This is a genomic window from Paraburkholderia phenazinium (genome assembly GCF_900142845.1).
Lineage (GTDB): Bacteria > Pseudomonadota > Gammaproteobacteria > Burkholderiales > Burkholderiaceae > Paraburkholderia > Paraburkholderia phenazinium_A.
This window is the reverse complement of sequence record NZ_FSRU01000001.1, coordinates 694,730-707,833: the sequence shown is the minus strand read 5'-3', so window position 1 is coordinate 707,833 and position 13,104 is coordinate 694,730. Positions and strand designations below refer to the sequence as shown.

Here is a 13,104-nt window from a genome sequence, read left to right as displayed (position 1 = left end):
TGGTCCGATTAACGACGCAGCGCTACGCGTTCCATGCGTGCTGTCTGCGCCGAGGTGGTTAGTGTGCTGTCGTCGGCTGGGGAGCCGCCTCGCCGACGCGCGTGCGCTGAGCCAGCAGGATGGCGATTGCAGCCAGCGTGGCGGGAATGGCCAGCATCGCCAGAATGGCGCCGAATTGCCATCCGAGGCCGAGCAGCGCGCCGCCGATCGCTGAGCCAAAAATGCTGCCAAAGCGTCCCACTCCCAGCATCCAGCTGACACCCGTTGCGCGTGCAACCGTCGGATAGCGGCCAGGCGCAAACGCATTCAAGCCCGTCTGTGCGCCGCTCATGCAGAAGCCCGCGGCGAACACCAGCAAGGTGAGCGACGAGGACAGCGCGCCGATCCATCCGAGCGCCAGCACGCACAGCGCGCCGCCCACATAGGCCGCGCTGATTACCGGTGCCGGCCGGACCTTGTCCATGATCCAGCCCACCAGAATCGCGCCAAGCGTTCCGCCGATCTGGAACATGGCGGTCACATTGGCCGCGGTGCTGACCGTCAGGCCGGCATCCTTCATCAGCGTAGGCAACCAGCCGGTCAGCAGATAGATGACGAGCAGGCCCATGAAATAGGTCACCCAAAGCGCCGCGGTCATGAGGCCATAACCGTGCGAGAACAACACCCCGAGCGGCTTGCGCGTCGGCAGTGGCGGCTCGTTGGAGACGAAGGTCTCGTCGCCGGCAAACCGTGCGCCGCACACCCGGCCGAGGACCGCGCCAATCCGTGCGGCCGGCGCGCCGCGCACCGCCAGCAGACGGGCCGACTCCGGCAGCAGCCAGATTTGCAGCGGGATCAACGCCAACGGCAGCGCGCCGCCAAAGATCAACACAGAGCGCCAGCCATGCTCGGGGATCAGCCATCCTGCGGCAAAACCGATCAGCGCCGAACCCAGGTTGAAGCCCGTGAACATGATGGTGATCAGCAGCGAGCGCTTGCGCTGCGGAGCGTACTCCGACAGCAACGTCGTCGTGTTAGGCATCGCAGCGCCAAGGCCAATGCCGGCCAGCAGTCGCAACAGCGCCATCGTCACCGGCGAGTAGGTAAAGGCCGTCACGATGGTGAACACGCCAAACAGGAAAATGGACGTAATCAATACCCACTTGCGCCCGATGCGGTCCGACGCCGGCCCCGCCGCGAGAGCACCGATCACCAGCCCGATCGGCGCGGCGCTCATCACCAGACCAAAGGCCGGGCGCGAGATGCCCCAGTCGTGGATGATTGAGGGCGCAACGAAACCCATGATGGCGACGTCCATGCCGTCGGTCGTCACCACGAGAAAACACAGCGCTACCAGCAACCACTGGTACGGCGAAATAGCTCGCGCGTCGATGAAGGCCTTGATATCAATCGTCTTTCCGTTTGCCATCTGTATTCTCCTGTCTCCTTGCGCCGGTTGGCTTTTGTGACCACCGTCGTCGTCGTTTAAATACCGGGCGGACCGTCCGCCTCTTAGGCCTTCGTTTTCTCCGCGCTATCCCAATCGAGTTTCCCGCCCGTTTTGCCCGCTACCGAGTACAGGGCGCCGGGCGCATTGCGGGTGCGCTGAAACGCTTCCAGCGTTTCTCCGCGCATCGCCGCGTAGATGTGCAGATTCGAGACCCCGATCACGGCGCCGAGCTTCTCGAGCATGAAAAAGATCACGCCGTAGTGCAGCAGGCCGCGCCAGTCTCGGCGGCGAATGAGGTCACGTTCTTCCTCGCTCAAACCTGCGGTTTCGAAGCTGGCCTCGGGGTCGCGCAGGAACGCGGCGCGATGCTCGGGTTCCACCATCCGGTGCAGAAAGTCGTTGATGCGGTAAGCCCGTACCGCCACTTCGATCGTGAACGGGTAGGTGCCTGCGAGCTTCTCGATGCCGGCTGTCTGGCTCTCCATGTGAGCCCGGTGGCGTTCAACGATCGAAGGATCCGTGCCGCCCTCCTCGCCTTCGTAGATCGCTGTCGCGATGCCTGCCATCGACGGCAGGTAGTAGCTGCGATGTTTGCAGGTGACGTTGGCGGAGAGCGCGCCGCGCATCGTCAGCCACATGATCACTTCGGCGCCCTCGAAGCCGCCGAGTTCGGCGTATTCGGCAACAGTCATCTCAGCCAGTTGCTCCGGGTCGTGTTCGAACAGATCGAGGAAACGCTGGTCCCATTGCACATTGTTGAACCCTGCCCGCTCGCCATGCACCTGATGCGACAGGCCACCGGTCGCGAGTATCGCGACCTTGATATCTTCAGGATAACTTTCGATTGCGCGTCGCAGCGCTTTTCCAAGCTTGTAGAAACGACGTGCACTCGGAACGGGCAACTGCAGAACACCCATCTGGAGCGGCACCAGTTTCACCGGCCATTCGGGCTTGTGCGGGCACAGCATCGACAGGGGCGAAAAGCAGCCATGATCGAGCGCCCGGTTCTGGAAGAAGGACATGTCGAACTCGTCGGCCATCAGCGAGCTTCCGATGTGCGCAGCCAGGCCCGGATGCCCCTTGATGGCCGGCAGATCGCGTGCGCCTCCGCCCTCGTCCGCGACTTGCCACTCCGGCCCGACCCCTAGCGTGAACGCCGAATAGTGGTCGAAGAAAAACGATGTGACGTGGTCGTTGTAGATGGCCAGGATGACGTCGGGCTTTTTCTCGGCGAGCCAGTCTGCGACCGGTGCGAAATTTTCGAAGATCGGTGCCCAAACGGGATCGTCCCGCTTGTTCTTGTCGAAAGCAAAACCAATGGTGGGCGTGTGCGAGGCAGCAATGCCTCCAATGATCCGTGCCATACCTGTACTCCTTCAAAGACGCATTTGAACCGGCCAGGCGAACTGCACCACCGCCTGATTGCGTCGAAGGTAACCAGGTGGTCCGCGACTAGAAAGGGCGGGTTAACCAGATGAAATAGCCAAAACGCACGGGTTCCCATGGTTCCATGGTTCGTTTGGCGAGTCGGTGAATTCGCTCGAAGCCCGACCTGTCAAGGCAATGGCGAGCCGCGATGCGGATCGGCTGCGGCATATGCACCGAGCTGCGGCGTCGGCCTACCGATAAGCAGATTAGATGGAGTGAGAATGAAGTCGCAAGCGTCGCTCGCACCACCCTCACGAAAGTCTCGGTAAGGATTGAAGCGAAGCATTTCCAGAAGCTGGGACGCCCGGTCAAGTTTGGTCAGGTTTGGTATTTGAAAGCGATCAGAATGCTGGCGGCCCCGCGCGCCGCGAAATGGACGAACTCCACGCGCTGTTCATAGCGGGTGTCTCCTCCATGCATCATTGGAATAGCGCGGCAAGAAGCGAAACGGTGCCAACCGGCAACGCCACCGTTGCTCCCCAACCCATCAGCTTCGCCGCACGGTCGAGGGCGAGGTCCGCTACCCCCCGTTTATGACGGGAGCGGTACGCCGGACTCAACGCCCAGTTGAAATGTTCGGTCACGGTCCATATCGCGTGAAGAAATCTCAGGAAGAGATAGACCGCGACCCAGACAAAACAAAAAGTAAAAATCGCCGACCAAGCGCTAGCCATATCGTCTCCGTGCCCTGCTCAAGGCGCCTGGGACTGAATGTCTCATCTTCAGTCTCATGACGTTGGCCAAAACAATGAAATATTCCGCCAATCGCATGCGTGATCATCACGGTAAGTTGGTGGCTCCCAGCCTCGCCACAGCCGCCAACTTCGTGTCGTATTCCGACACCTGATGGCGGAATTTTTGATCGTTCTATACGATCGATTCATCGACTAGAACTCCTTACTAAAGACCCGACCATCGCAGCGGCCGAAAGACCTGCTGCGGGATCGTCGGGGCCGCGTCCTCTTCTATTCCGTAAGCCAGGTCAACTCGACACCATTGGAACGGATCCCGTCAGTTCGTCACGCGGGCGCCGGATCGCTCACGTCCGTACAAAAGGATCCAGCAGATTGCACGCCAATCGACCTAGACTCGCTCCGCACGCGCTGGCACTCGGCGCGGCATTGGCATTTTCCGCGTCGGCGCATGCGGTCGATCCCGCGCTTAACTCGCTGGGCCAGGCAGGCGGCCTCGTTATCCCCTATGCATTCGCATTGCCGGAGGGCGTGGGCGAAGCCCAGTACAACGACTATATCGACCCGCGATACGGCAATCAGGCGACGGGCTCGCAAGTCTACTGGGGAGCGTTCGGAGTCTTGCCGTATGTCGAGCTGGCCGGCGGCCTGGCGAACTATCCGGGGAACGTGCCGGCACCGTACCCCGGCGCGGACCACATCATTCTTCGTCACCTGATGGCCGACGTTAAGCTCGAGGTGCCAAAGTTCTTCACCTATCAGCCGGCCATTGCGTTCGGCATGACCGATATCGGCGGACAAACCCACTTCTTCCGCTCCCGATACGGTGAAGTGTCACAGCCCTTCGGCCCCCTCAACCTGACCGTCGGCTATGGCGAGGGCGATCGGCTCGATGGGGTGTTCGGCGGCGTCCAGCTCTCGCTGTGGCATACGGGCCTGTCGCTGCTGGCAGAAGACGATTCGAAGACACCTTACGCCGGTGTGCGTTATCAGTCGCCACGTATTAGCTGGCTCGCCGACGCCAATATCATCGGGACCCTCACGCGCGCGCTGAAATCGACGGACGGCGTTTCGCCGCGTACGTCGATCTCGGTGGGCATTCAGATCCCGTTCGGCAAGCGCTTCAGTGCGCCGCGCTGTGCAGGCGGTCTGTGCGGCAGCACTGGCACGCAGGCGCAACCGATGCTCGGAAGTGCGGACGTAGGTGGTGTCATCCCGCTACGCAGCTTGCCGGCGCCCCTGCCGGCGAGAGCGAGGGCGGCTGCGGCTGCACAACCCAATGACGTCGCCGAACAGGCGATTGCATTTGTCTCGCCGCTGCAATCCTACGCATCGGTCGTCCTGGCCGATGATGCATCCCACGCGCCCACCGGACACACACCGGTGATTCCCGAGGCACAGGATCCCACCGCGCTCGATTCGATCGCCGCGCAACTGTTTGCCGCGGGCCTCGAACGCGTGCGTGTGGGAATCAGCGGGCAGGATATCATCGTCGAATACGAGAACCACCGCTACAACCAGAATGAGGCCGACGCGCTTGGCATCGTGCTGGGCGTGGCGAGCCTGCATGCGCCGCGCGGCATCGAGCGAATCCATGCGGTCGTGAAGAAGGCCAATCAAGTGCTCGCCGACGTCTCGGTGGATCGCGACGCCTACGCCCAATTCCTCGCCGGAGGTTCGCCCGCGGCGGCTAGCGCATCGATGACGTTGCGCATGCAACCAAGCTATGACGCCGATTCGATCGCATGGCACGGCGACGAACGACGCCACGGTCTCATGCGCATTCAGGTCTCTCCCGTGACGAGCTATCTATACGGCACGGAGTATGGAAACTTCGACATTTCGCTGGGCGCGCTCGTCGCGGGATTCGTGCCGCTTTGGCGCGGCGCTGAACTGTATGCAGGCTATATCGCGCCGCTGTACAACACGACGAACATGGACGAAGGTCGAATATTCAGTCAGTACCGCCTGCGCGGCGGCCTCTACACCGCCGCATTGACGCAAAGTTTCTGGCTCCTGCCGCAGGTCCTGAACGTCGCGGCCGTGGGCAAGTTCGACTATGACTACCTCGGCATCGAAAACGAAACCACGGCGTTCGTCCCCGGCCGTCCCGACATCGTCCGTCTGCGCCTTGCGTATCTGCACCAGGAACCCGGCCACGATACGTTGCCGCACGAAACGAACGCGATGCTCACCTACCGCTGGGTACAACCGTCGTGGAAGGTATGGATCGAGGCCGGCGTGGCGCGCTATGTGGGCGGCGACAAGGGGCCGCTCATCACCCTGACGCGCTGGTTCGACGACGTATCGGTCAGCGTCTCCGGCGAACATAGCGGTCGCGGCAGTTTTGCGGGCGCCGCCATCAGCTTCCCACTTACGCCGCGCCAGGGCATGAAGCCCGGTATTGTGCAGGTCGACGGTTCCGAACAGTTTGCCCTGAACTTCCGCACGCGCGTGGGTTCGACCAACTACCTCACGCCTGACGCAGCGGAAAACCTCAGCTTTCCGTATAGCACCGACCAGAATCGCCTGAACGACGGACGCTTCAGCGCAGCCTATTTCTCGACGCAACTCTATCGCATGCGCGACGCGTACGACCGCTACGCGAGACCTGACGACGCTCCGTCGAAGCCGGATCGTCAAGGTGAACCGCCCGGTCCTTCTGCTGCAGCAACCGTGGGCTCGCCCGACGCGTGTGAAGCCGGTTTGCAGGACATAAAAAGGATGCAGGCGCAACCACCTGCCCATTGTGAGTGACTTTCTTTCGGAGAGAACGATGAAGCTATTTGACACCAGTGTCTGGCGCACGCTGAAGTTCGGATCGATCGCGCTGGCCAGCGGCGCGCTCGTCGCATGCGGGGGAGGCGGCAGTTCCGCCAATGGCACGATTCAGGGAACCGTGGCAATCGGCGCGGCAGTAACGAATGCGACCGTCCAGATGAGCTGCAAGAACGGCTCGGGCAGCGCGACGTCGAATTCGAGCGGAGCCTATTCGGATACGTTCAAATTCGACGGCCCGTGCCTGCTTACGGCGACAAGCGGTTCAATCGTACTCAATTCGTTTGCCGCCGGCGCCGGCACCTACAACATTACGTCGCTCACGCAGTTGCTGCTCAGCTACCTCGCCGGACAACTCGGCACCACGCTGAACGGCTTGCTTGCCGGTCTCACGAGCAACACCACCTACCAGAACGCGCTGACGAACAGCACGGTCATCGCGAACGCGCAAAACGCTATAGCACAACTGATCAAAAGCACGTACGGCATCACGCTGTCCACAAACTCGTTTTTGACCGTATCGTTCACGCCGGGTCAACCTGGAGAGGACGCGGATCTCGACGCCCTGCTGGCAGCCGGAGCAATTACCAGCGATGGTCAACCCGCTGCGACTCTGGCGGCCGCGGCCGTTGCCGCGGGTGCCGCAGCGCCGATTTCAGCTGGCGGTTCGGGGGCGGCGACCGGCGGCACCGGTGGTACCGGTGGCACAGGCGGCGCGGGAACCTAAACCGCTACGAGCCGGATGTTTGCCTGCCGTCCCAGGGACGCGCAGGCCTTCGTCTAGCCGGCTTCGAGGTGCCGCGCCGAACGCAGCGATTAAACAGGCTGCCGCAAAGCCAGATGCTCTTCAAGGTACGCCTGGAAATCGGCGCGCACTTCCGGGTGGCGCAGGGCGAACTCGACCGTCGCCTTCAGATAACCGAGCTTGCTGCCGCAGTCGAAACGCGTGCCGTGATACTTGTAGGCGAGAACTTGTTCGTCCGCGAGCAGCGACTGGATCGCATCCGTCAACTGCAGTTCGCCACCGGCACCCGGCTTCAGCGCGCGCAGATGTTCGAAGATCCGCGGCTTGAGCACGTAGCGGCCCACCACGCCGAGGTTCGACGGCGCCACTTCCGGCGCCGGCTTTTCGACGATGCCCGACATCTTGATGATCGAATCTTCCCATTGCTTACCGTCGACGACGCCGTACGACTTCGTCTCCGACGGCGGAATCTCTTCGACGCCGATCACCGAGCTGTGGTAATGGTCGAACACCTCGACCATCTGTGCCAGCACAGGCGGCTTGCCGTACAGCAGGTCGTCCGCGAGGATCACGGCGAACGGGTTGTCGCCCACCAGCTTTTCGGCGCACATCACCGCGTGGCCGAGGCCGAGTGCTTCCGGCTGACGCACGTAGAAGCAGTCCACATGGCTCGGCTTGATGCTGCGCACCAGTTCCAGCAGCTTGTCCTTGCCGCGCGCTTCGAGCTCGGCTTCGATTTCGTAGGACTTGTCGAAGTGATCCTCGATGGCGCGCTTGCTGCGGCCCGTGACGAAGATCATTTCGGTGATGCCGGCGGCCATCGCTTCTTCGACCGCGTACTGGATCAGCGGCTTGTCGACGATGGGCAGCATTTCCTTCGGGCTCGCCTTGGTGGCGGGGAGGAACCGGGTGCCAAGACCTGCTACCGGAAAGACTGCCTTTGTGACTTTCAGCATGAGAGATTCCAAGTGGGGTTGATGAATTCCGTGCGGATGTCCAGTGTCGATCTCAAGCCCGCGACCGAGCGCTGTTCGCCCGGACATCGCCGGTCCGCCCGCAGCAACACACTGGCACCGGAACATTAAAAAAGCCTGCTCTCCTAACGGAGAACAGGCTCAAGTTCCGAGGCACATCTGCTCGTCGTTCAGACCTCGTACATTTGCCGGTCCGCCGGACGACCAGCAGACAGAATAGGCTAGTCAAAAGTGGCGCAACAGCGAGTGGCGGAAACCATCATTATTTTGGCAGTGCAGCATGCGGCACGTTTGCACCCGCCTTACCATAGTCGAAACCGCTGATCTTCCTTCCTTATAGAGAACCATACGGGCACGCTCGAATCACACAATTTTTGACGTCGCAATCGTTTGCGCATCATGATTTATGCTTTATCCATTTATTTCATTAATTTTCCGGCTTATATCGCATCCTGCAATTTCTACCAGATTGCATATATGCCAATCTGATTTTCTAATCTTTTTGGTCGAAAAGCGATGTGTCTGGATCAATGGAATAAGGCGTTTTAAAAACCTCGCCCCACTACGCCCGATTCGTAATCCGCGGCGTTAAGACGGCTAATCCGCCATTCAGAGGCAGTCTGTTATGACGCCGCGTTCGTGAGACGCTTGCTGGCGCGGTACTCAGTTGGCGTTGTCGAAAGATGTTTGCGGAAAAGTTTCGAGAGCCAGCCACCGCCGCCCAGGCCGCAACGGCGCGCGATCTTGTCGACCGGTAGATCGGTTTCCACCAGAAGACGGCAGCACATGTCGAGCCGCACATACGACAGGTACTCCGACGGCGTGACGCCCATTTCGATCTTGAAGCGGCGCAGGAAGTTTCGCTCGCTCATGGCGGCAACCTGTGCGGCCTCGTCGATGGCGATCGGTCGGTCGCCGTTTGCCTCCAGCCAGCGAGCCGACGCCTGAATCTTTTCGCTCACGTAAGTGGGCGCGTTCTCCCGGATCGTCGCCGTAAAGCGCGCCCGTTGAGGCCGGGGCAGGACGTAGTCGGCAATCTGGCGCGCGATTTCTGGGCCAAAATCCTCTTCGACCAGCGCCAGCGCGCTTTGCAGCGGACTCGGAAAGGCCGTCGAAACACCGATGTCGGGCGGACAGTATTGACAGATATCCGAAGCGCGACCGCCCAGCCGCGGGGTCGTGCCCACGCGTCCGAATCCTGCGGCTTCGAGCAGCAAGCGCCCTTCGCCGATCGGCACCAACAGCTCGCTGCGCGGGCATTCGCGACGCAACCAGGTCGTCAGGCGCTCGTCACGTATGGCATTGCGCACCCCACCGCCACCGCTGATAAATAGCGCGTGGAAAGCGTCCGAATGGCGCCGCTCTTCGACACCTTCGGTCCAGACAAACACGGATGACGAACTGTCGACACGGCCGCCGACCGCGGACAGCAGGCAAACCTTATAACGTGCCTGGCCGCTCGGAGACGTATCCGCGCCGGTGAGCGCATTCGCCGACTGAAAGATTTCCAGAACCGCAGCAGCCTCCGGCAGCGCAAAGCCGCTGAACAAAACTATTCCGATATTTCTCGTCGTACGCACGCCCTGTAAAACACCTGGCAGCTCTACGCCTTTCCTGTGAACCGCCTCAAAGCACTCCATCATTTGAATCCCCGGGAATTTAGTAGGTCTCCAGCTTCCTTGGAGCTGAATTTATTCATTGAATTGATCGTACAAAAGATTCCGTGTCGCCATTATGCACTGGCGGAATCTGCCAACATGTTGGCGGATTCAATCAACGCGACGGTGAATTCAATTCGCCGCATGGGCTCACAATCGAAAATTGTGCAATTTTTACTTGATCGAAATGAACGGAAAGATTCACAAGCGCTTTACGGTTCAATTCAATGCTCCATGTGAGGAAATGAACGTTTGTCGTATGCCGAAATTACCTTGTCGTGTTTCGCCAGGTTCCTCACAGGCCGGCTTTTTTCCATCACGATGCGCACTCTTCCGACCCGCCCCTGCAGCGGTCACTCGCAGCAGGAGCTCACACACAGTCATCATGCTTCCCATCGAGCAATTCCTGCAGACGATCGACGCCACCCCTTTGGTCGCTATCGATCTGATTGTTCCGAACGAGAACGGCGGTTATCTGCTTGGACACCGCGTCAACAAGCCGGCACAGGGGTTCTGGTTTGTGCCGGGCGGCCGCATCCGCAAGAACGAGCGGCTCGACGAAGCGTTTCGCCGGATTGCGCGCGATGAACTCGGGCACACCGGCGTCGAGCGCGCCGATGCCGATCTCGTGGGCGTGTACGAACACCTGTATGACGACAACGTCAGCGGGCACCCCGGGATCTCGACTCACTACGTCGTATTGGGATACAAGCTGCGCCGCCCGCTCAAACTCGACAATTTGCCTAACACCCAGCACACCGCCTACCGTTGGGCGACCGGGGAAGAAATCCTCGCAGACTCAGGGGTTCATTTGAACACGCGAGTTTATTTTGGCGATGGGTTGCAGCGGTAGTGTTAGACCTCGCACTCGGACGCGGATGCGGATGCGGATGCGGACGCGGCGGCAAGATGGGTTGCCTCGCATACCGCGCTTAAGCGTGCCAGGTCCTTTGCACTCAAAGGCAATGCCTCGCAGGCGCTTTTGACTAACCCGACGTAAGCATGTGCCCGGTCTGATGCAACCCTGCCGTTTAGCACGTCATGTCGATGCGCCCACAGTAGTTCGATGGTGGCTTCGACCAGTTGGGTGGTTTCGTCTTCTATGCGGGAGGGGGGTGTGGCATAGGTCTTCCTTTAGGAAAAATACTTCACATACGTCATGCCACCCTAAGCCAATGCCATCCGACTCCGGGAGGATCCCGACCGTTTGTCACGACAGCCGGCTTACGACGTCAAGAATCCGAACGCCTTACCGCCAACGCTGAAGAGCCGGAAGCATCGGCACGCAGCGCGCATAGTTTTGCCTCGAAATCGCTCAGTACAGCATCGCGCGACAAGACCGCTTGAGCGAATTCCCGACCCGCCGCCCCGAGGCGCGCCCGCTCGGCCGTGTTGCCAACCAGTCTTTCAATGGCAGAGACAAGCGAACTCGCTTCGCCCGGCGGTACCACTACACCACGGGGGGACACGGCTTCATACAATTCGGTGCCCGGGCTAGCCATCGCGATGACCGCTCGGCCGCTTGCGAGCATGCCCGTCAACTTTGATGGCATCACCAGATCCGCCGCATCGGCGCGCTGCGGTAGCACGTGAATATCGGCCAGGTTCAATAGCTCGTTCAGTCTCTCAAGCGGCTGCAAATCAATGAAGCGACAGTTGGGCAGATTGCTGCACGACGCTGCGATGCCCTCGCGTGCGGGGCCGTTGCCGCAGAACACAAAAACCACGTCGTCGCGTTTGGCAAACGCAATCGCAGCCGCCGCGAGCACTTCGAGGCCTTGCTTTGCACCCATGTTTCCCGAGTAGAGGACCACCGTCGCGGTATCATGGATACTCAATTCTTCCCTCAGCCAACTATGCCGCTCAAGCGGATAGATCGATTCGGTGTCGGCCCAGTTCGAGAAGCGCACCACCTTGCCTTGCTCGATCCCCTTTCGCAGCGCGTGCTCGACCATCTTTCCCGAGATCGTAGACACAGTATCGAATCGCTTAAGCAGCACCCGCTCCAACGCGAGTGCCGTACGTTTTAGCAACGATCCTGTCAGCATTCCTAAACTGAATGCCGCGTCAACCTCGTAGTCCTGGATATGTAACCACGCATACGCTCCGGTCAGACGAGCAACCAGCCAGCCGGCGGGCGCATTCATCAAACTAGGCGCTATGCAGACGACCACATCCGGCCGCCAGAACGCGTGACGCAACAACGTCGGGAAGCTCGATAGCGCAAAACTCGCCAGGTGAGCAATGCGCCGTGCGCCTTTCGGCCGCGACGGTACCCATAGCGGCGCACGCCAGATATGCACGCCGTTGCGCCACTCGTTTGCATAGTGAAATGCAGAAAATCCCGTCGCCACACGCCATTCTGGGTAATAGGGCGGCGCACAAACGACGCGTACCTGGTGGCCGGATGCGGCGAGCGTTTCCGCCATCTCGGCGGTGTACTTGCCGATGCCGGTTAATTCCGGTGCGTAGTTGATGCCATATAGAAGAATTTTCATCGGGCTCCAGCGCGATATCGCTGCAAAATGCTGCAGTGCATATTGCACGGTATCTTGAGCATGCGCATCGAGCGGGTCAGCCATGACATTGGCGCAGTCCGCCAATCGTCGTCGCCGGAAGCTTTGGCGAACGAGTTAAGCTGCGACCCGCGATACCCATCGCATGGGTCGGCCACGATATTGGCGTAGTCCGACAATCATCACCGCTTCTCCGATCGCCATACGCGCAGGCCCATAGATCACGGCACAATGTCGACTCCACAGCCGCTTTCCGGAGCGCGGCCTCTCGACTTCCGTCGTCTCCAGGCGAGTGGATCCGCCAATACCGATGGCGACCTTGCAAGTGTCTCGTCGAAGAACAGCTACGAACGGGTCAATCACTCCCGTAGCAATGCGACGCTTTATTTTCAGAAAGTTGCGGTTACGGATCTCGCGATTTGGGGAGTGCGTTCACATGATTCAGCAAGGAATCGACGGGGCTCGACAACCGTCCTTTTCGCTAGGCAATCGCGCTGCACGTGTCGCATGGCGCCTTACTTATCTCGCCCTGTTCCGTCCGAGCCCCATACCTTTGCACGCCTGGCGAAGCTGTCTCCTGAGACTGTTTGGCGCCAAGATCGGAACTGGCGTTCACATCTACCCCAAGGTGGACATATGGGCTCCCTGGAACCTCGTCGTCGACGATTTTGCCGGTGTAGCAAACGGCGTAAGCATCTATTCTATGGCAACAATATCCTTAGGTGAACGATGTGTGATATCGCAAGGTGCCCACCTCTGCGCGGGAAGCCACGATTACAACGACCCTACTTTCCAGTTGTTCGCAAAGCCTATTGAAGTCGGACGATTTGCCTGGATCTGCGCGGACGCATTCGTTGGACCCGGAGTAACGATACCGGAGGGCG

General features: G+C 60.2%; 9 protein-coding genes. 3 read left to right on the top strand and 6 right to left on the bottom strand.

The features are described from left to right. Positions 1-58 precede the first annotated feature (58 nt). The 3 genes from BUS12_RS03090 to BUS12_RS03080 form a co-directional block, all read right to left on the bottom strand. Complete coding sequence (locus tag BUS12_RS03090; RefSeq protein WP_074294195.1) at positions 59-1,408, bottom strand: MFS transporter; 1,350 nt, start codon at positions 1,406-1,408, stop codon at positions 59-61. 83 nt (positions 1,409-1,491) lie between these two features. Continuing rightward, on the bottom strand, positions 1,492-2,793 hold the full coding sequence (locus BUS12_RS03085) for a gallate dioxygenase (protein ID WP_074294194.1): 1,302 nt from the start codon (positions 2,791-2,793) through the stop codon (positions 1,492-1,494). A gap of 483 nt (positions 2,794-3,276) precedes the next feature. Then, positions 3,277-3,531, bottom strand: coding sequence for a hypothetical protein (locus tag BUS12_RS03080; protein ID WP_074294193.1), 255 nt, complete (start codon positions 3,529-3,531; stop codon positions 3,277-3,279). A gap of 447 nt (positions 3,532-3,978) precedes the next feature. Between BUS12_RS03080 and BUS12_RS03075 the strand changes: the two genes are divergently transcribed. After that, positions 3,979-6,306: a YjbH domain-containing protein gene (locus BUS12_RS03075; protein ID WP_253189993.1), complete on the top strand. Its 2,328-nt coding sequence runs from the start codon at positions 3,979-3,981 to the stop codon at positions 6,304-6,306. Between the two features lie 19 nt (positions 6,307-6,325). Further along, complete coding sequence (locus tag BUS12_RS03070; protein WP_074294191.1) at positions 6,326-7,054, top strand: hypothetical protein; 729 nt, start codon at positions 6,326-6,328, stop codon at positions 7,052-7,054. 89 nt (positions 7,055-7,143) lie between these two features. Here the strand turns inward: BUS12_RS03070 and galU are convergent, their stop codons facing one another. Next, entirely contained in the window at positions 7,144-8,028 is an 885-nt protein-coding gene (gene galU, locus BUS12_RS03065; protein WP_074294190.1) for a UTP--glucose-1-phosphate uridylyltransferase GalU, read from the bottom strand. Between the two features lie 641 nt (positions 8,029-8,669). Then, positions 8,670-9,686 (bottom strand): GlxA family transcriptional regulator, encoded by a 1,017-nt coding sequence (locus tag BUS12_RS03060; RefSeq protein ID WP_074297028.1) that lies wholly within the window; start codon positions 9,684-9,686, stop codon positions 8,670-8,672. A 403-nt stretch (positions 9,687-10,089) separates the two neighbouring features. Between BUS12_RS03060 and BUS12_RS03055 the strand changes: the two genes are divergently transcribed. Then, positions 10,090-10,557 carry a GDP-mannose mannosyl hydrolase gene (locus BUS12_RS03055; protein WP_074294189.1) on the top strand — a complete coding sequence of 156 codons (468 nt, stop codon included), beginning with the start codon at positions 10,090-10,092 and terminating at the stop codon, positions 10,555-10,557. A gap of 379 nt (positions 10,558-10,936) precedes the next feature. Here the strand turns inward: BUS12_RS03055 and BUS12_RS03050 are convergent, their stop codons facing one another. Then, the gene (locus BUS12_RS03050) at positions 10,937-12,202 is read right to left on the bottom strand and encodes a glycosyltransferase WbuB (protein WP_074297026.1); all 1,266 of its coding nucleotides are present in this window, start codon (positions 12,200-12,202) and stop codon (positions 10,937-10,939) included. Between the last annotated feature and the right edge of the window lie 902 nt (positions 12,203-13,104).